This window comes from Nonomuraea sp. NPDC005730 (genome assembly GCF_040630865.1).
Classification (GTDB): domain Bacteria; phylum Actinomycetota; class Actinomycetes; order Streptosporangiales; family Streptosporangiaceae; genus Nonomuraea.
Genome location: NZ_JBEXYK010000038.1, coordinates 12,859 through 30,728 on the forward strand (window position 1 = coordinate 12,859; position 17,870 = coordinate 30,728).

The window sequence follows — 17,870 nt, forward strand, 5'->3', positions numbered from 1 at the left end:
CCCGTATGTGACCGCCGAACGCGATATTCGCGCGGATTCGTCAGGGTTGGGCACTAGTTTCGTCCACCATGAGCTACGACCTGTACTTCGGCTCGGAGGACGACGAGCCGCGCCCACCGGACATGGTGGCCTGGAACAACGTCGTCACCCAGGCCCGCGCGCTCCTCGGCGACGTGACGATCTTCGAGGACCCGCCCAACTGGGACCTCGAACACGAGGGCACCGGCATCTCCGTGAACCACTGGGAGGGCGGCTGGGGGATCAGCGTGCCGTACTGGTGGCACGGTGAGGCCGCGAGCCGGGTCGTGGACCTGATGTACCAGGTGGCGCGGATCGTCGAGCGGGAGTCGGGGCTCGACGGCAACGATCCCCAGCTCGGCCGCCCGCTCGCGGACGCGGACGTGGCGGCGGCGGTCAGGATGTTCGACGCGGTCGCGGTGCGCTACGGAAGGGGCTGACCCGCCAATCTGAACGATCGGTCGTTAATGTATGCTGACGGCATGGCCGACGTGAAGGAAGACGGTCGCCGGGCGCGCGGGCAGCGCAGCCGCGAGGCGATCCTCGGGCAGGCCGTGTCACTGGCCTCGGTGCACGGTCTGGACGGGCTGACCCTGGGCCGGCTGGCCGAAGCCGCCGGGGTCAGCAAATCCGGATTTTTCGCTCATTGGCGGGATAAAGAGCAACTTCAGCTCGACACCATCGAGTGGGCCGTCCGCCAATGGACCGACGAGATCGTCAGGCCCGCGCTCAAGGCCCCTCCCGGCGTGGCCCGCGTCCTGGCCCTGCACGAGGCCCGCCTGCGCTTCTACGAGAAGGGCGTCCTGCCCGGCGGGTGCTTCTTCTACACGGCGCGGGTGGAGTTCGACGACCGTCCCGGCCCGGTCAAGGACCGGGTGGCCGAGTCGATGGCCGACTGGCTGAGGTTCATCGAGCGGCTCGTCCGGGAGGCGGTCGAGCTGGGGGAGCTGCCCCCGGAGACCGACCCGGCGCAGCTCGCGTACGAGATCGACGCCCTGGGCGAGGCCGTGGTCACCCACACCCGCCTGCTCGGCAGGGGCGAGGCCGCCTACGAGCGGGCCCGCCGAGCCGTCCACGACCGACTGAAGGAGCTCGCGTGACCCAGACCCGCCCCGCCCAGGTGCACTTCGACGACCTCGACGCGATGGGCCTGCTGCACAACTCGCGTTACGCCCTGCTGGTCGAGCGCGCGATCTCCGCCTACTGGGCCGAGCAGGGCTGGAGCTTCGATCCGGCGATCTCCAAGTTCAAGGACCTCTACCTGGCCGTACGCGAGTTCAAGATCACCTACAACGCGCCGGTCATGGGGGCGGGCGAGGTGCTGGTCGACTTCTGGATCGACCGCATGGGCCGCACCAGCGGCGTCTACGGCTTCCGCGTCCTGTCCGAGGACCGCTCGGTCGTGCACGCCGAGGGCTACCGCGTCAACGTCAACCTCGACCCGCAGACCTTCCGGCCCACGCCGTTCAGCGCCGAGCTGCGTACCGCCGCCGAGCCGCTGATGGCGGGCTGAGCCGCCGACGGTAGACCCTGCACTACTGCGGGCCGTTCCCGTCCCCGGATACGGTCACCGGGTGGGAAACAGGACCGCGCTCGAAGCGCTCACGCAGCGGCCACCCGCCTTCCTCCGGTCGGCCTGGCCGTGGCGGTGCGTGGCGTACCTGCTGGGCAGCGTGGTTCCGGGGGCGGCCGTCGCCCTCGGGGTCACGGTGGTCGGGCTCACCGGGTCGCCGGCCGGCCTGCTGCTCGTACCGGTGCTGCTGGTGCTGGTCGTGCCGGTGATCGCCCGGTTCGAACGCGTGCGGCTGCGCCTGGTGGACACCGTGCCGCTGCCGCAGGTGCCCGACCGGCACCGGCGGGAGGCCGGGGTCGCGGTCATGACGGTGTTCGCGATGTGGTGGATCGACCTGGTCATGCTGGGGTTCACCGTCGGAGGGCCGGTGCTGCTGATCCTGTCCCCCGTGGTTCAGCCGGAGGCCGTGCCGGCGTTCGGCGCCGTGGCGAGCGTGGCGGGGGTGCTGCTGCTGCCGGTGGCGGCGTACACGATCACGGCGTGGGGCGGGGCGCGCGGCGCGATGGTCAGGGCGGTGCTCGCGCCGGCCGGGTCGGAGCTGAGCGAGGTCATGCGGTCACGGGCGCGCCTGGTGGACGCGTTCGAGACCGAGCGCCGCCGGATCGAGCGGGACCTGCACGACGGCGCGCAGCAGCGGCTGGTCGCCCTGTCGATGACGCTCGGCCTGGCCAGGCTGGACGTGCCCGAGGACTCGCCGACGGCCCGGATGCTCGACGCGGCGCACGACGAGGCCAGGCAGGCGCTGGCCGAGCTGCGCGAGCTGATCCGGGGCGTGCACTCGCAGGTGCTCACCGACCGGGGGCTGGGCGCGGCGATCCGCGACGTGGCCGGCCGCTCGCCCGTCCCCGTGGACGTGGACGCCGAGGAGCTCGGCCGGTTGCCCGCGCCCGTCGAGGTCACCGCGTACTACGTGGTCAGCGAGGCGCTGGCGAACGTGGCCAGGCACAGCGGAGCCACCAGGGCCGCGGTCACCGCCCGGACGGCGGCCGGCACGCTGGCCGTCGAGGTGCGCGACGACGGCGTCGGCGGCGCGGACCCGGCCAGGGGCACCGGGCTGACCGGCCTGGCCGACAGGCTGGCCGTGGTGGCGGGAAGATTGTCGGTGTCCAGCCCGCCGGGCGGCCCGACCCTGGTACGAGTGGAGATCCCGTGCGCGTCGTGATCGCTGAGGATGCCGTGCTGCTCCGCGAGGGGCTGGCCGGGCTGCTCGAACGCTTCGGCCACACCGTGGCGGCCTCGGTCGGCGACGCCGACGCCTTGGTCGCGGCGGTCGCCGAGCACCGCCCCGACGCCGTGGTGACCGACGTGCGCATGCCCCCGAACTTCACCGACGAGGGCCTGCGCGCCGCGCTCGGTCTGCGCCGCCGCCACCCCGGGCTGGCCGTGCTCGTGCTCAGCCAGTACGTCGAGCAGACCTACGCGGCCGAGCTGCTGGAGTCCGGCGCCGGCGCGGGCGTCGGCTACCTGCTGAAGGACCGGATCGGCGACGTGCGCGAGTTCGTCGACGCGCTCGACCGGGTGGCCGCGGGCGGCACGGTCGTGGACCCGGAGGTGGTGCGCCAGCTGCTGCGCCGGCGGCGCGACCCGCTGGCCCGGCTCACCCCGCGCGAGCAGCAGGTGCTCGGCCTGATCGCCGAGGGCCGCGCGAACGCCTCGATCGCCAGGGAGCTGGTCGTCACCGACGCCGCCGTGGCCAAGCACATCGCCGGCATCTTCACCAAGCTCGACCTGCCGCCGGAGGCCGACGGCCACCGCCGGGTCCTGGCCGTGCTGGCCTACCTTCAGGGATGACCGGCGGGAAGTCCGAAAAGTAAGGTTCGTTGGCATGAACGAGCAGTGGCAGGAGGTCGGCGACCGGGTCTACGTGCGTCGCCATGAGTCCTTCGACCTGAACACGGGCCTGATCGTGGGCGACGGGCACTGCCTGGTGCTCGACACCCGCAGCTCCCACCGGGAGGCGGCCGACCTGATCGACGCGATCAGGACGATCACCGGTTACCCGTGGACGGTCGTGAACAGCCATTCGCATTTCGACCACTACTTCGGCAACGCGCTCTTCCGTCCCGCCGAGATCTGGAGCCACGTCCGGTGCGCCGAGGAGATCGACGTCTACGGCGAGCGGCACCGCGCGGACGTCATGGAACGGCTGCCCGACCGCCGCGCGGAGATGGAGGAGATCGCCATCGTGCCGCCCGACCACACCTTCACCGCCTCGGCCAGCCTCGACATCGGCGGACGCATGGTGCACCTGCGGCACTTCGGGCTCGGCCACAGCAGCAACGACATCGTCGTACATGTGCCGGACGCCGGCGTGGTGTTCGCCGGTGACCTGGTAGAGGAGGGCGCGCCGCCGGCGTTCGGCGACTCCTACCCGCTCGACTGGCCGGTCACGACGGCCGCGATGCTCGCCGCGCTGCCCGATCCGGTGTTCGTGCCGGGGCACGGCGCGGTGGTCGGCCGGGCCTTCGTCCAGGAGCAGCAGGCCGAGCTGGCGCTGGTGGCGGAGCTGGCCGCGAAGGCCCACGTGGAGGGGCTGCGCGACTCGATCACGCGCTTCCCGTACCCGGAGGAGGTGTCGCGGCAGGCGATCGAGCGGGCCTTCCTCCAGCTCGACAGGTGAGCTATATTGCAAATTGCAATATAGCGGGAGGCAACATGGCACAACGCAAGGGCCTGGTCGACCTGACCGTGCTCGCCCTGCTCACGCTGCACCCGAGCCACCCCTACGAGCTCCACCGCTTCATCATCGACACGCACAAGGACTACATCACCGGCCTGCCGCGCAGCCTCTACCACGCGGTCGAGCGGCTGGCCAGGGACGAGCTGATCGTCCCCGCCGCGACCGGCCGCGAGGGCCGCCGGCCCGAGCGCACGGTCTACGAGATCACCGACGAGGGCCGCGAGGAGCTGATCACCCGGCTCCGGCGGCTGCTGGAGCAGCCCGACCCCGACCGGCGCGCCTTCGTGGCGGCCATCTCGCTGATCGGCTGCCTGCCGCTGCCCGAGGCGCAGCGGGCGCTGCGCGCCCGCGCCGCCACGCTCGAAGGCACGCTCGCCGGGATGGAAGGACACATCAAGGCCATGAACGACAGCGGCCTGCCCGAGATCCTCATGCTGGAGGTCGAGTGCGAGCAGGCGCTGCACGCCGCCGAGCTCGCCTGGATCAGAAGACTTCTCGACCGGCTCGACCAGGGCGAGCTCGCCTGGACGAGCACGACCGAGAGGTGAGAGAAGGGCCGCCGGGGTGCGCCAACACCCCGGCGGCCGGACATCCGAACACGGCGCCTGCCCTGCCCGGACGCGCAACTCCCAGGATAGGCGCCGCGACGAAAGGAGCTGTGCCATGTCCGAAGAGATCACCCGCCTGGTGGCGCGGATGACGGAGACCTGGAACGCCGGCGACTCCGCCGCCTACGCCGGCCTGTTCACCGAGGACGCCGACTACATCACGTTCTTCGGCCTGCACCTGCAGGGCAGGAAGGCGATCGAGGAGACCCACCGCGCGTTGTTCGAGACCTCCATCAAGCTCGCCGAGGGCGGCCCCGCGCCGATCGTCAGGACACTGACCGACGACGTCGCGCTGGTGATCGTCGGCGGCAACTCGTCGGTGGCCGGCGTGCCCGACCCGAGCAGGGAGTCCGTCGTCACGCTGACCGCGCTGCGCACGCCGGAAGGCTGGCGGTTCGCCTCCTTCCAGAACAGCCGGGTGCGCAAGCCGTGAGGAAACGGCTGATCGCCGAGGTGGCCGGGGTGATCGGCGCCCCGGCCGAGCAGGTGTGGCAGGCCCTGACACGCTCGCTGCCCGCACACCCGATGACCGTCGAGAAGGACGGGTACACCGTCGCCTACCAGGGCGGCTGGTGGTATCGGGGCGAGTGGACCGTGCTCCCGCACCCCGAGGGCGCCCGCGTGGAGCACCGCGTCTACGACGTGGCCGAGTGGGGACGCTGGGGCGTGCCCCTGGCCAACCGGTTCTTCATCGGGTTCGGGCAGCGGACGAGGAAGGGCTTCGCCGAGGGCATCGCCCGCATAGGGAAAGAATTGGGGTGCTTCGCCAGGCTGTCCTAGGCTGCTGGCCATGAGCCTGGTGTGGGAACCGCTGACCCCCGACGACGCCGAGGCGCTCGCCGCCCTCCTGGCCGCGATCGAGGCCGAGGATCGCACGGGCGAGGTCCACGACCTCGACGACGTCAGGGAGCAGCTCGGCCACCGCCTGATCGACCTGGCCGCGGGGACGCTCGCGGCCAGGGAGGGCGGCGGCATCGTCGCCTACGGCTACCTGCCGGCCCGGCAGTCCGCCACCGACACCCACGTCATGCGGCTGTCGGGCGGCGTGCACCCCGCCCACCGCAGGCACGGGCTCGGCCGGCGGATCGTCGACTGGAGCCTGGCCGCGGCGCCGGTGCTGAGCGAGCGGGCCTTCCCCGGCGTCCAGCCGGAGATACACCTCTACGTGCCCGACACCAACCTCGGGCTGAAGGCGCTGGCCGAGGGCGCCGGTTTCGTCGCCAACCGCTGGTTCGCCCACATGGGACGTTCGCTGTCGGGCGACCTGCCGGCCTTCGCGCCGCCCGCCGGGGTGACCGTCACCCCCTGGTCGCCCGAGCTGGACGAGGGCGCCCGCCGCGTACGCAACGAGGCGTTCCTCGACCACTGGGGCAGCGTTCCGCACACCCGGGAGAGCTGGCGCGACTACATCGTCGGCTCCCAGAACTTCCTGCCCGAATCGTCGTTCGTGGCCCTGCACGAGGGGCGGGCGGTGGGCACGCTCATCACCCACACCTTCGAGGGCTACAACGAGCTGGCCGGCGAGCGCCGGGCCTGGATCCAGATCATCGGCACGCTCAGGGAGTGGCGGGGCAAGGGCGTGGCCAGCGCGCTGATCGCGCACGCCCTGGCCGCCTTCCGCGCGCAGGGGTTCGACACGACCGGGCTGGGCGTCGACGCCGACAACCCCACGGGAGCCGTCAGCGTCTACTCCCGCGCCGGTTTCGAGATCTTCCAGCGCAGTACGAACTACGCCCTGGCCGTCAAACCGGGCTGAGCGCCGCCTCCGCGAGGGGGAACCGGGCCACGAAACCGGCGTCCGTGTACGTGAGCGTGCCGCCGTGCAGGTGGGCGATGTCCCTGGCGATGGGCAGGCCGAGCCCGGCGCCGCCGGCGTCCCTCGCCCGCGCCTCGTCCAGGCGGGTGAAGCGGCCGAAGACGGCCTCGCGCTGCTCCGGCGGGATCCCCGGGCCGTCGTCGTGCACCTCCAGCACGGCCTGGCCCTCCTCGGCGCGCACCCGTACGCGTACGGCCGAGGCGGCGTGCCGTACGGCGTTGTCGGCCAGGTTGGTGACCAGCCGGTCGAGGTGGGCGCGGGAGCCGTTCAGCACCACGTCGGGCTCGACGTCCAGCTCGACCCTGATCTCCGGCCGCCGCCTGGCGCGCAGCGACTCCTCGGCCGCCACCTGACCCAGGTCCAGCTCGTCGGAGCGCAGCGGCTCGCCGGCGTCCAGCTTGGCCAGCATGAGCAGGTCGGCGGCCAGCGACTGCAGGCGTTCGACGTCGGCCAGCGCCTCGCGGGTGAGCTCGCTCTGCTCGGCCAGTTCGAGCCGGGCCCGCAGGGTGGCGATGGGGCTGCGCAGCTCGTGCGCGGCGTCGGCGACGAACCGCTTGTGCCGGCCCACGGCCGTCTCCAGGCGGTCGAGGGTGCCGTTCACGGTGGTGGCCAGGGCCGCGATCTCGTCCTTGGAGCCCGGCACCGGCACCCGCTGGTGCAGGTCGCGGGCCGTGATGTCGGCCACCTTGGCCCTGATCGCGGCCACGGGGGCCAGCGCGCGGCCCACCGAGAACCAGGTCATCCCGGCCACCACGAGCAGCAGGGCGGGCACGCCGGGCAGCAACGCGCCGTACAGGGCCTGGACGGCCTTCTGCACGCCGTCCAGGGAGACCCGCGACCAGAGCGTGGCCGGACCGGTCGGCGTGCTCACCTGGAGCCCCGCGACGGCGTAGTCCGCCGGCTGCGCCCACAGGGCGGGCGAGCCGGTGGCGCGGCCGGCCAGGACGAGGTCGGGATCGGCGAGCCGCACCACGGACAGCTCGTCCACCAGGATCGTGCTCGACTGGGCGGCGGTCGTCCTGGCCGCCGGCGTCGCCCCATCAGGCATGATCGGCACCGTCTCCGCGTACGGCATCGCCGCCGCGGCGCGCCTGGCCGCCTCCTCGCCCGCGTTGCCCTCCAGCGTGCCGCGCAACGCCATGACCAGCACCAGGGCGGCCACGCCGAGCGCCAGGGCGACCACCAGCGTCGCCGCGAGGGTGGCCCGCACCCGCACCGACGACAGCCCGGCCGGCACCCGCCCCCACTTCGGCCGTCGTTCGAGCAGCGCCCTCATGCCGCCTCCAACCGGTAGCCCGCTCCCCGGACGGTCACCAGCGTCGTCCGGCCGAACGGCAGGTCGATCTTCCTGCGCAGGGCGCTGATGTACACCTCGACGATGTTCGGGTCGCCGTCGTAGGAGAAGTCCCACGCCTGGGCCAGCAGCTCGCTCTTGGAGACCACCTCGCCGGGGCGGCGGGCGAGCGCGTGCAGCACCGCGAACTCCTTCGGCGTCAGCCCGACCTCTGCCCCGCCCCTGCGGCAGCGCAGGCCGGCCGGGTCCACCACCAGGTCGCCGACCGTGATCGTCACCGGCCGCTCGGTCCCGCCGCGCCGCACCAGGGCGCGCAGCCGGGCCAGCAGCACCACGTACGAGAACGGTTTGGCCAGGTAGTCGTCGGCGCCGTTGTCGAGCGACTCGGCCTCGTCGTAGACGCCGTCCTTGGCGGTGAGCATCATGATCGGGGTCCAGTCGCCCGCCTCACGCAGCCGGGAGCAGACCGTGTAGCCGTTCATCCTGGGCAGCATCACGTCCAGGACGATCACGTCGTAGGCGTTCTCGGTCGCCATCCACAGGCCGTCGCGCCCGTCGTGGGCCACGTCCACGGCGAAGCCCTCGCCCGCCAGCCCGCCCTTGATCAGGCCGGCCAGCCGTTCCTCGTCCTCCACCAGCAGCACTCGCACGACGTCCAGAGTGCCTGAGCGAACCTAAAGCCAACCTGAAGATCATTTAGGGCGCGTTCAGGGTCGCTTCAGGTGCGGGCGAGCACGCTCGGGGGCGTTCGGATGGATTCCACTGAGGAGAATGCATGTTCAAGCGACGTCTCACGGTCCTCGGCACGGTGGGGGTGCTCGCGCTCGCGGGCCTGGGCGGCTCCGCCCTGGCCGACGGAACCCCGGCCCCCGACGCCACCACCGCCACCGCCACCACGGCCGCGGTGTCCTGCCGGACGCCGGACGGCAAGGAGGTCAAGCTCGCCGACGGCCCGGCGGCCCGCCTCTTCGTCATGCGCGAGGAGAAGGGGGAGCGGGCGGACGGCGCGCCGGAGCTCAAGGCCGAGCAGGGACGCATGATCGAGCTCGCCCCCCGGACCGTCACCGAGGCCGCACCGACCACCCCCCAGGCCGGCACCGAGGCCGCGCCCGCCGTCCCGGCGACCCCCCTGACCGACGCCGAGACCGGGCCCGCCGCGCCGAGCGACACCCTTCCCGAGGGCGAGGCGGCACGGATGGTCCCGGCGCTGCCCACGGCCGAGCTTCCCCCGGGCGCCGTGAAGATGGACGACCTCAGCAAGGTCGTCCACATCGTCTGCGCGCCCGCCGAGCCCGCCAAGTAGCTTCACTCAGGGAACGACGGGTGCGGGCCGAGTGCCCAGTACTCGTACAGGCCGTGGCCGACGAGCCCGTCGTACTCGAAGCGGCCGACGGCGTCGACCAGGCCCCACATCCTGGCGGCGTCGTCGGGCAACCGGTACGTCACCCCCTGCACGACCGGCCCCGGCCCCTGGTACATGCCGTGCCGCCACTCCGGCTCCAGCCCGTATCCGGTGCCGGCCATGAGGTGGACCGGCAGCACCGGCGTGCAGCGCACCTCGAACGGTTTGCCGCCCGGCGGCGAGAAGGCGATCACGGCGTCCACGACGTCCCGGGTGCCCGGGGCGTAGACCGGGCGGTAGTCCGGCCGGCCGAGGTACTCCTCCTCCCGCCCGTCCGTCCAGACGCGTACGGCCTCCTCCAGCAGCCGCCGGCCACGGTGGTCCTCCTGGATGATGCACAGGATGGCGTGGTCGTCGAACTTCATCGGCGTGTACAGCCAGTAGAACGTGCCGGGGTTGTTCGCCTGGACGCCGGGCGGCTCGGGCTCGCCGACCGGCCGCACGCCCCATGACCGGTCCCTGGTGCCGAGCCAGCGGTCGGGGGTGACCGGGATCACCTGCTCGCCGACGGTGATGCTGCCGGACCAGCGGCCGGTCTGGGCGAGCCGCACCGAGTCGAACATCACCCGTTCCTGCCGGCGCAGGAAGTGGCGGGGTTCGAGGGTCGCCGGGATCGTCCCCTCCCAGTCGAGCTCGAAGGACAGGCCATGCTCGGTCGGCTCCAGGGTCACCCGGAGCCGCTTGAGCCCTTCGATCACCTCGACCCGGAAGGGGCCGATCCTGGTGTCCATCCGGTCGGGGCCCAGCTCGCGCGAGGCCCGCACGACGCGGTGCAGGTCGCCGTGCCGTACGCAGGCGAAGGCGTCGGTGACGCCGAGGTTGGGGTACTGGCCGAGGCCGACGATCAGCATGAGCTCGTCGGTGCCGGCGTGGCAGTTGAAGTAGTAGCGGTCGTAGAAGTTGCGGTCGGAGGTGGCGACGTGCCGCATGACCTGGGCGGTCTGGTGCACGGGGTGATCGTCGAGCGGTGACAGCGCCATGCTCGGCTTTGTAGCAAGCGCTTGGTGAAGAGTCAACGGGCCGGAACGCGGAAGCGCGCCCCCGCTCTCACGAGAGCGGGGGCGCGCTTCCAGTCCGGATCAGGGCATGTTGTGCGATGCCTGGTCCGTCTTGTTCTGCACGTTGGACGCCATCCGGTCCGCGGAATGCGCGGTCCTGTCCGCCTTCTCGCCGACCCAGCGCGATGCATCGGAGGCAGAGTCCTTCATGTGCTCGGTCCACTGCTGGGCGTTGCGACGGTAGGCCATGTAGCCGATCGCGCCGACCGCAAGACCGGTCAGCAGCACCATCGTCGGCCACCGCCGTGACCGGGACGGTTTCGGGTCGATTCTCTTGGCCGCCGCCGACAGCATCCTGCTGACCTTGGGGGCGACCTGATCCTCGAACCCGTGCGCCGCGGCGTCGAGCCTAGGCGCCGCCCAGTAACGGGCGTCTTCGATGCGCTGGACGGTGGCCACCTTGGCCTGGTCCGCCATTGGCGCCATGCGATGGCCGGTCTTGACGGCCTGGGCCTTCATGCGGCCCATCCACGTGGCGGGTACCTCTATTACCACGCGGCGTCTCTTCAGTGTCAGGGACACGACAACCTCCCCTGTCGTTGGGGCCCCGCGCTTGACCTTCCCTGGACAAGGCGGCTCAATCATGGCGGTCCATGGGAGGATGGCTCACGAGGCCGAACGGCCACATTCCGCAGAACATCACATACAACCCTGTGCATAGAGGGGGGCAGCTGTCTCGTGGCTGAGAAGCTGATCGCAAATCTGAAGACCAATCGCGGCGATATCAAGGTCGAGCTTTTCCCGAACCAGGCGCCGAAGACCGTCCGGAACTTCGTGGAGCTCGCCGAGGGCACCCGCGAGTGGACACATCCGGAGTCGGGCGAGAAGAGCACCGCCCGTCTGTACGACGGGACCATCTTCCACCGGGTCATCTCCGGTTTCATGATCCAGGGCGGCGACCCGCTCGGCCAGGGCATCGGCGGCCCCGGCTACGAGTTCGACGACGAGATCCACCCGGACCTCTACTTCAACCGGCCCTACCTGCTGGCCATGGCCAACGCGGGCGTCCGGTTCGGCAAGGGCACCAACGGCTCGCAGTTCTTCATCACGGTCGTGCCCACGCCGCACCTCAACGGCAAGCACACGATCTTCGGTGAGGTCGTCCAGGGCCAGGACGTCGTCGACGCCATCGTCAAGACCGACACCGACCGGCGTGACCGTCCCGTCCAGGACGTCGTCCTGGAGTCGGTCACCATCGAGCGCGTACAGGGCTGAGCCGATCCCTGACGGGGGCGGGCCATCCACGGGTCCCGCCCCCTTCGGGCAGGCCCGTCACAGCCCTGATCGACCGCACACAGCTGGGTCCGGTACGTCATAGGCTCTGGACATGACCAGCCAGCCGCCCAGCCCGCCCTCGCAGCCCGAGCAGCCCGCCGAGGCGGTCCCCACGTGCTACCGGCATCCCGGCAGGGAGACCTGGGTCCGCTGCCAGCGTTGCGACCGGCCCATCTGCCCCGACTGCATGCGCGACGCCGCCGTGGGCTTCCAGTGCCCAGAATGCGTCGCCCAGGGCAACCAGGGCTTCCGCCCGGCCCGCTCCACCTTCGGCGGCCAGGTCGTCAGCACGCCGTACGTCACGTGGGCCATCCTGGCCATCAACGTCCTCGTCTTCGGCGCCCAGTACCTCGTGCCCGCCGTCACCGGCGCGCTGCAGATGTGGCCGGCCGGAGTGGCGGTCTTCGGCGACTACTACCGGCTGGTCAGCGCCGCGTTCGTGCACGCCGGCGTCTTCCACATCCTGTTCAACTGCTGGGCGCTCTACGTCGTCGGCCCCTATCTGGAGCGCGCCTTCGGCCACGTGCGTTACACGGCCCTCTACCTCGTCAGCGCCGTCGGCGGCAGCGTGCTCAGCCTCTGGCTCGACCCGCTCGGCCAGCCGACGGTGGGCGCGTCCGGAGCCATCTTCGGCCTCTTCGGCGCCGTCTTCGTGGTGGGCCGCAAGCTCAACATGGACGTACGCGGCATCGCCATGCTCATCGTGATCAACCTGGTGATCACCTTCGTGTTCCCCGGCATCAGCTGGACCGGGCACGTCGGCGGCCTGATCACCGGCTCGGTGCTGGCGGGAGCGATGGCCTACGCCCCCAAGAACAACCGGACCCTGTGGCAGGTGCTGGCGATCGCGGGAGCGCTGGCCGTGCTTGCCGTGCTTGTGATGGCCCGGACCTCGGCGATCCTGAGCTCGATCTGACTTCCCCAGGCTGTGGAAAAGACTGTGGAAAGAACTAACGCCAGCGGGTGGAAAGAACCACACCGAAGATGATGAATACAAACCCGATCAGCAGGTTCCAGTTCTGGAGGTCGCTGAAGAAGGGCGCCTGCGGGGCGACGTAGTAGATCGCGATCCACAGGATGCCGATGATCCAGGACACCACCATGGTGGGTGCCAGCCAGCGCGGGCTGACCTTGACCTGCTGGGACTTCTGGGGCGGCGTGTAAACCGTCTTCTTGCGAGCCTTGGGCTTGGGCACTGGGTAACTCCTGCTGAGGGCCTGGGCTTCCGGATCGTCCACAGGCTCTTCGTTAAGCGTAGTTGAAGCGTGCCCCAGGATAGTCGCCACGCGCACGACATGGCGATCCCCCACGTCGGGAGATGTCATGAATACGCTGACGACATGCGGTCCATCTTCCGGGCCGTGGGGGAGCTGAGCATCACCGCCGGCCTGGTCCTCATGTTGTTCTGCGCCTACCTGCTCTGGGGCACCGGCGCCTACACCAAGAGCCAGCAGTTGCTGCTCCAGCGCGAGCTGGCCGCCGACAAGGCGGAGCGCGACCGCGGCCGCATCGACAAGATCGAGCTCGGCAAGGCCGTCGCCATGCTGAGCATCCCGAGGCTCGGCCGCGACTACCGGTACGCCATCGTCGAGGGCGTGGACGCCGAGCACCTGAAGAAGGGCCCGGGACACTACCCCGACAGCGCCCTGCCCGGCCAGATCGGCAACTTCGTGGTCTCGGGCCACCGGACCACGTACGCGGCCCCGTTCAACGAGCTCGACGAGCTCGAACGCGGTGACGAGATCATCGTGGACGCCCCCGAGGCCCGCTACACCTACCGCGTCACGTCCCAGGACGTCGTGGAGCCCACGGAGGTGGAGGTGCTCGCCCCCGTGCCCGGCAAGCCCGACATCCGTCCCATCCGCGCCTACATCACGCTCTCCACCTGCCACCCCGAGTACTCCGCCGCCCAGCGCCTCATCGTGTACGGAGTCCTCAAGAAGACCGAGTTCAGAAAGGAATGACATGTACGGCTGGATCTGGCGCAAACTGCCCGGCGACACCCGCCGCAAGGTCCTGGCGGCCGCCTTGCTGGTCATGGTCGTGGGGGTCGTACTCTGGTATGCCGTGTTCCCGCTCCTGGAGCCGGCGGTGACGCTCGACGAGGTGACCGTAAGAAGATGACCCGCGTGCTGGTCGTGGACAACCACGACAGCTTCGTCCACACGATCGTCCAGTACCTGCGCGTGCTGGGCGCCGACTGTGACGTGCGCCCCCGTGACGTCGTGGGCGTGCGCGACGGCGACGCCTTCGACGGCGTGCTCGTCAGCCCCGGGCCGGGCACCCCGGAGGCGGCCGGCGTGAGCGTGCCCCTGGTGCTGCGCGCGGCCGAGCGCGGCACGCCCCTGCTCGGCGTCTGCCTCGGCCACCAGGCCATCGCGGTCGCCTTCGGCGCCACCGTGGCCCGCGCGCCCGAGCTGGTCCACGGGCGCACCAGCGCCGTGCACCACGACGGCAAGGGGGTCTTCGAGGGCCTGCCGTCGCCGGTGCCGATGACCCGCTACCACTCGCTCGCCGTGCTGCCGGAGACCGTCCCCGACGTCCTCGACGTGACCGCCCGCACCGACGACGGGGTCATCATGGGCCTGCGCCACCGCCGGGCGCCCATCGAGGGGATCCAGTTCCACCCGGAGTCGGTGCTGTCCGAGCACGGCCACCGGCTGCTCGGGAACTGGTTGCACGGGATCGTGTAACGCCCGGCTCGCACAGAGCGACTACCAAATGAACGCCCCCGCCGTTGCCCCCGAGCGGCGGGGGCGTTCTTCGCGCCCGCCCCACCGGAAGCCTTGCGGTGGAACGACGAAGGCCGCCCTTCCCGGGTGGGGAGGGCGGCCCGTGGTGCTCGGTCAGCCGTTGAGGCCGTCGTCGCCGATCGGGTTGTCCTCGGTCGGCTCGTCGGACGGGAAGTCCGTCTGGTCGTCGGTCGGTTCCTCGGTCGGCTGCTCGTTGGTGGGCGGCGGGGCCGTCTCGGGGCCGGTGGACACCACGATCGTGATCGTCGTGTTCGGCTGCAGCTTCTGGCCCGCACCCGGGTTCTGCTGGATGACCGTGCCCTCGGCCTGGTCACTGGCCTGCGGCGACACCTTCACCTTGAAACCGGCGCCCTTGAGCGCGGCGATGGCGTCCTGCTGGGTGTAGCCGATCACGTCGGGCAGCTCGGTCAGCTCGAACGGCACGTAGAGGGTGACGCTGGCGTCCTTCTCGATCTCGGTGCCGGCCGCCGGCTTGGTCTCGAAGACCTTGCCCTGGGGCTTGGCGGACTGCTTGGTCTTGACCACGCCCTTCAGCCCGGCGTCGTCGAGGGCCTTCATCGCGTCCTCGGTGCTCATGCCGATGAGCCCGGCGGGTACGGCGACCTTCTCCTTGCCCTTGGACACGACCAGCTTGACCGTGGCGCCCTTCTCGACCTTCTCGCCCTCCGCCGGCTCGGTCCGGATCACCGTGCCCTTGCCGAACTCGTCGCTGGCCTCCTGCACCACCTCGGGCTTCAGGCCCAGGGTGATGAGCGCCTTCTGCGCGGGATCCAGCTTCTGCGTGGCCAGGGCCGGGATGGTGACCGAGGCGTCGGTGGGCGCGGCCTTGGTGCCGAACACCAGGTAGCCGACCGTGACGAAGGCACCGATGATCAGCAGCGGGATGATGATCCACAACGCTGTCCTGACCGCGTTGCCGCCACCGCCGGAGGCCCTGCGCCGCCCCACGCGGGTGCCGTCGCCGTCGCCGTACTCGTACGGCGGGACCGCGCCGGTGCGCTGGGTGGCCGGGCCCTGGGCCGCCTGGGTGGCGGTCATCATGCGGGTGCCCTGGTTGAAGTTCCCGGTCATCGCCATCGTCTGGGCGTCGACCGGCATGCCGGACATGGCCCGCTGGATGTCGGCCCGCATCTCGCCGGAGTTCTGGTAGCGGTGGGCCGGGTCCTTGGCCATGGCCTTGAGCACGATCGCGTCGGCCCACGCCGGGATCTCGCGGTCGATCTGCGAGGGCGGGATCGGGTCTTCGCGGACGTGCTGGTAGGCGATCGCCACGGGGGAGTCGCCGGTGAACGGCGGCTGGCCGGTGAGCAGCTCGTACAGCACGCAACCGGTGGAGTAGATGTCGCTGCGGGCGTCGACGCGCTCGCCGCGGGCCTGCTCGGGCGACAGGTACTGGGCGGTCCCTATCACCTGCGCCGTCTGGGTCATGGTGGCGGCCGAGTCGGCCATCGCGCGCGCGATGCCGAAGTCCATCACCTTGACGTCGCCGGCACGCGTGATCATCACGTTGGCCGGCTTGATGTCACGGTGGACGATGCCGCCGCGGTGGCTGTAGTCGAGCGCGCGCAGGATGCCGTCGACCAGCTCGGCCGCCCGCTCGGGCAGCAGCCGGCGGTCCTGGCGCAGCAGGTCGCGCAGCGTCCGGCCGTCGACGTACTCCATGACGATGTAGGGCACCGGGGTGCCGTCGGTGACGTCTTCGCCGGTGTCGTAGACCGCGACGACGGCGGGGTGGTTCAGTGAGGCCGCCGACTGCGCCTCGCGGCGGAAACGGGCCTGGAAGGTGTGATCGCGCGCCAGGTCGGAGCGGAGGGTCTTGATCGCGACTATGCGGTCCAGCCGGATGTCTCGGGCGCGATACACCTCGGCCATGCCGCCGCGCCCGACGACACCGTCGAGCTCGTAACGACCTCCGAGTAGCCGAGGCTGAGTCATTTCCTGCACTGTCCCTTACCGTTCATCTTGGGTACCGGCCTGCTCGGGGGGCCGCCGGTGTCCATCATCGACCCCGTAGCGCATCACGTCTCCTCCTTCGGCGGGTTTGTGCCACCCGGGTCCGGCGAAGCGGTTGGTGTCGGAGTTGTCGGTGTCCTGCTGGGCGTTGGGGTGGTGGGGGTGGGAGTCGGGGTACGGGTGGTCGGGGTTGGCTTCGGTGTCGGCTTCTTCGTAGGAGTAGCCGACTTGCTTACCGTAGCCGACCGCGAGGGTACCGGCCGCGTCGACTTCACCGGAAGCGCCGGGGGTCGGCGCGTGTGCTTCTTCGTCCGTGTGGGCCTGAGCAGCTCAGGCGACTGCATCGGGGAGTGGCTGGGCTCGGCGATCTCCGGCAGGGGCGGCGGCGTCGTATCGCGGTTGGCGAACGTGATCGCGCTCAGCCCCACCGCGGCCACGCAGCCGGCCGTCGCGACCAGCGCCAGCGTCCGCGCGCCGCGGCGGCTGCGGGCCGGTGGATCGGGCGGGCTCTGGACCGTCGTCGCGGGGGCGAGGCTCTCGGTCGCCCGCTGGTCCTCCGTGGCCGGCTCGCGCACCCGGAAACCCGCGGGATCGGTGTACATGCTCAGGTCGGCGCCCTGCTCGACGCCCTCGACCAGCGACTGGCGCAGCACGTACGCCCGGTCGGCCGCCTCCAGCGCCGAGGCCGGACGCATCCCCGGCTCCTTGGCCAGCAGCGTCATGACCAGGTCGCGCACCGGGACGGGCACGTCCGCGCCGAGCGGCGGCGGCTGCTCGTTGAGGTGCAGCAGCGCGATCGCCACCTGGCTGTCGGCCCGGAACGGCGTGTGGCCCGCCAGGCACTCGTAGGCCACCACGCCCAGCGAGTAGAGGTCGGTCGCGGGCGTGAGCGGGAAACCCTGGGCCTGCTCGGGGCTGACGTACTGGGCCGTGCCGAGGACCGTGCCGGTCTGCGTGACCGGCGCGGCCTCCAGGGCGCGGGCGATGCCGAAGTCGGTCACCTTGATCGTGCCCTCGCGGGTGACCAGCAGGTTGCCGGGCTTGACGTCCCTGTGGATGATCCCGGAGGAGTGGGCCGCGTGCAGCGCCTTGGCGGTCTGGTGCACCACGTCGAGGGCCACTTCGGGCCCGAGCGCGCCGTTGCGCCCCAGGATGGCCGACAGCGGCTCGCCGTGCACCAGCTCCATCACGAGATAGGCCAGGTCGCTCTGCTCGCCGTAGTCGAAGATCTGGGCCACCCCGGGGTCGGCCAGTGCGGCGGTGAGTCGCGCCTCGTTGCGGAAGCGCTCGCGGAACGTGGGGTCGGCGTGCATGTGACTGCGCAGGATCTTGACCGCGACCTCGCGGCCCAGAAGCTCGTCACGGGCGCGCCACACCTCTCCCATACCGCCCGTGGCGATGCGGGAGAGCAGGAGATAGCGGTTACGGAGCCGCATGACT

Annotated in this window: 23 protein-coding genes; 16 read left to right on the forward strand and 7 right to left on the reverse strand. The window is 71.1% G+C overall.

From position 1 onward, the window contains the following. Positions 1-68 precede the first annotated feature (68 nt). The 10 genes from ABZ444_RS32795 (at position 69) to ABZ444_RS32840 (ending at position 6,635) form a co-directional block, all read left to right on the forward strand. Positions 69-458 carry a hypothetical protein gene (locus ABZ444_RS32795; RefSeq protein ID WP_358005344.1) on the forward strand — a complete coding sequence of 130 codons (390 nt, stop codon included), beginning with the start codon at positions 69-71 and terminating at the stop codon, positions 456-458. Positions 459-500: 42 nt separating this feature from the next. Further along, positions 501-1,118 carry a TetR/AcrR family transcriptional regulator gene (locus tag ABZ444_RS32800; protein WP_358005347.1) on the forward strand — a complete coding sequence of 206 codons (618 nt, stop codon included), beginning with the start codon at positions 501-503 and terminating at the stop codon, positions 1,116-1,118. Beyond that, positions 1,115-1,531, forward strand: coding sequence for a thioesterase family protein (locus ABZ444_RS32805; RefSeq protein WP_358005350.1), 417 nt, complete (start codon positions 1,115-1,117; stop codon positions 1,529-1,531). The genes ABZ444_RS32800 and ABZ444_RS32805 overlap by 4 nt, the downstream gene beginning before the upstream one ends. A gap of 61 nt (positions 1,532-1,592) precedes the next feature. Then, the gene (locus ABZ444_RS32810; protein ID WP_358005353.1) at positions 1,593-2,753 is read left to right on the forward strand and encodes a histidine kinase; all 1,161 of its coding nucleotides are present in this window, start codon (positions 1,593-1,595) and stop codon (positions 2,751-2,753) included. Beyond that, entirely contained in the window at positions 2,741-3,382 is a 642-nt protein-coding gene (locus ABZ444_RS32815; RefSeq protein ID WP_358005356.1) for a response regulator transcription factor, read from the forward strand. Before ABZ444_RS32810 ends, ABZ444_RS32815 begins: the two co-directional genes overlap by 13 nt. 34 nt (positions 3,383-3,416) lie before the next feature. Continuing rightward, the gene (locus ABZ444_RS32820; protein ID WP_358005359.1) at positions 3,417-4,211 is read left to right on the forward strand and encodes an MBL fold metallo-hydrolase; all 795 of its coding nucleotides are present in this window, start codon (positions 3,417-3,419) and stop codon (positions 4,209-4,211) included. 35 nt (positions 4,212-4,246) lie between these two features. Next, complete coding sequence (locus ABZ444_RS32825) at positions 4,247-4,819, forward strand: PadR family transcriptional regulator (RefSeq protein ID WP_358005362.1); 573 nt, start codon at positions 4,247-4,249, stop codon at positions 4,817-4,819. Between the two features lie 115 nt (positions 4,820-4,934). Further along, entirely contained in the window at positions 4,935-5,312 is a 378-nt protein-coding gene (locus ABZ444_RS32830; protein WP_358005365.1) for an SgcJ/EcaC family oxidoreductase, read from the forward strand. Beyond that, complete coding sequence (locus tag ABZ444_RS32835) at positions 5,309-5,659, forward strand: hypothetical protein (protein WP_358005368.1); 351 nt, start codon at positions 5,309-5,311, stop codon at positions 5,657-5,659. Before ABZ444_RS32830 ends, ABZ444_RS32835 begins: the two co-directional genes overlap by 4 nt. Before the next feature lie 10 nt (positions 5,660-5,669). Then, positions 5,670-6,635: a GNAT family N-acetyltransferase gene (locus ABZ444_RS32840; protein ID WP_358005371.1), complete on the forward strand. Its 966-nt coding sequence runs from the start codon at positions 5,670-5,672 to the stop codon at positions 6,633-6,635. Here ABZ444_RS32840 and ABZ444_RS32845 read toward each other — a convergent pair. Both ABZ444_RS32845 and ABZ444_RS32850 read right to left on the reverse strand, forming a co-directional pair. After that, positions 6,622-7,971, reverse strand: coding sequence for a HAMP domain-containing sensor histidine kinase (locus tag ABZ444_RS32845; RefSeq protein ID WP_358005374.1), 1,350 nt, complete (start codon positions 7,969-7,971; stop codon positions 6,622-6,624). The genes ABZ444_RS32840 and ABZ444_RS32845 overlap by 14 nt on opposite strands. Further along, on the reverse strand, positions 7,968-8,639 hold the full coding sequence (locus tag ABZ444_RS32850) for a response regulator transcription factor (RefSeq protein ID WP_358005377.1): 672 nt from the start codon (positions 8,637-8,639) through the stop codon (positions 7,968-7,970). The genes ABZ444_RS32845 and ABZ444_RS32850 overlap by 4 nt, the downstream gene beginning before the upstream one ends. Before the next feature lie 125 nt (positions 8,640-8,764). Here ABZ444_RS32850 and ABZ444_RS32855 point away from each other — a divergent pair, with 125 nt between their 5' ends. After that, the gene (locus ABZ444_RS32855) at positions 8,765-9,292 is read left to right on the forward strand and encodes a hypothetical protein (protein ID WP_358005380.1); all 528 of its coding nucleotides are present in this window, start codon (positions 8,765-8,767) and stop codon (positions 9,290-9,292) included. Positions 9,293-9,294: 2 nt separating this feature from the next. Here the strand turns inward: ABZ444_RS32855 and ABZ444_RS32860 are convergent, their stop codons facing one another. Continuing rightward, a complete protein-coding gene (locus ABZ444_RS32860; RefSeq protein WP_358005383.1) occupies positions 9,295-10,371 on the reverse strand; it encodes a hypothetical protein in 1,077 nt (358 codons plus the stop codon). Positions 10,372-10,470: 99 nt separating this feature from the next. Next, positions 10,471-10,908 carry a hypothetical protein gene (locus ABZ444_RS32865; RefSeq protein ID WP_357982909.1) on the reverse strand — a complete coding sequence of 146 codons (438 nt, stop codon included), beginning with the start codon at positions 10,906-10,908 and terminating at the stop codon, positions 10,471-10,473. A gap of 219 nt (positions 10,909-11,127) precedes the next feature. On the opposite strand from ABZ444_RS32865, the gene ABZ444_RS32870 reads away from it, so the two are divergent. Together ABZ444_RS32870 and ABZ444_RS32875 are read left to right on the forward strand one after the other, a co-directional pair. After that, a complete protein-coding gene (locus tag ABZ444_RS32870; protein WP_358005386.1) occupies positions 11,128-11,664 on the forward strand; it encodes a peptidylprolyl isomerase in 537 nt (178 codons plus the stop codon). A 112-nt stretch (positions 11,665-11,776) separates the two neighbouring features. Further along, positions 11,777-12,640 carry a rhomboid family intramembrane serine protease gene (locus ABZ444_RS32875; protein ID WP_358005388.1) on the forward strand — a complete coding sequence of 288 codons (864 nt, stop codon included), beginning with the start codon at positions 11,777-11,779 and terminating at the stop codon, positions 12,638-12,640. A gap of 34 nt (positions 12,641-12,674) precedes the next feature. On the opposite strand, the gene ABZ444_RS32880 is transcribed toward ABZ444_RS32875, so the two are convergent. Then, the gene (locus ABZ444_RS32880; RefSeq protein ID WP_358005391.1) at positions 12,675-12,920 is read right to left on the reverse strand and encodes a cell division protein CrgA; all 246 of its coding nucleotides are present in this window, start codon (positions 12,918-12,920) and stop codon (positions 12,675-12,677) included. 144 nt (positions 12,921-13,064) lie between these two features. Here ABZ444_RS32880 and ABZ444_RS32885 point away from each other — a divergent pair, with 144 nt between their 5' ends. From ABZ444_RS32885 to ABZ444_RS32895, 3 genes are read left to right on the forward strand one after another with little or no spacing between them, the layout of a single operon-like run. Then, a complete protein-coding gene (locus tag ABZ444_RS32885; protein WP_358005393.1) occupies positions 13,065-13,688 on the forward strand; it encodes a class E sortase in 624 nt (207 codons plus the stop codon). Between the two features lies 1 nt (position 13,689). Continuing rightward, positions 13,690-13,848, forward strand: coding sequence for a hypothetical protein (locus tag ABZ444_RS32890; RefSeq protein ID WP_358005396.1), 159 nt, complete (start codon positions 13,690-13,692; stop codon positions 13,846-13,848). Continuing rightward, complete coding sequence (locus ABZ444_RS32895) at positions 13,845-14,417, forward strand: gamma-glutamyl-gamma-aminobutyrate hydrolase family protein (protein ID WP_358005398.1); 573 nt, start codon at positions 13,845-13,847, stop codon at positions 14,415-14,417. The genes ABZ444_RS32890 and ABZ444_RS32895 overlap by 4 nt, the downstream gene beginning before the upstream one ends. 153 nt (positions 14,418-14,570) lie before the next feature. Here the strand turns inward: ABZ444_RS32895 and pknB are convergent, their stop codons facing one another. Together pknB and ABZ444_RS32905 are read right to left on the reverse strand one after the other, a co-directional pair. Further along, on the reverse strand, positions 14,571-16,412 hold the full coding sequence (gene pknB, locus ABZ444_RS32900; RefSeq protein ID WP_358005400.1) for a Stk1 family PASTA domain-containing Ser/Thr kinase: 1,842 nt from the start codon (positions 16,410-16,412) through the stop codon (positions 14,571-14,573). 83 nt (positions 16,413-16,495) lie between these two features. Further along, on the reverse strand, positions 16,496-17,866 hold the full coding sequence (locus ABZ444_RS32905; protein ID WP_358005402.1) for a protein kinase: 1,371 nt from the start codon (positions 17,864-17,866) through the stop codon (positions 16,496-16,498). Positions 17,867-17,870 lie beyond the last annotated feature (4 nt).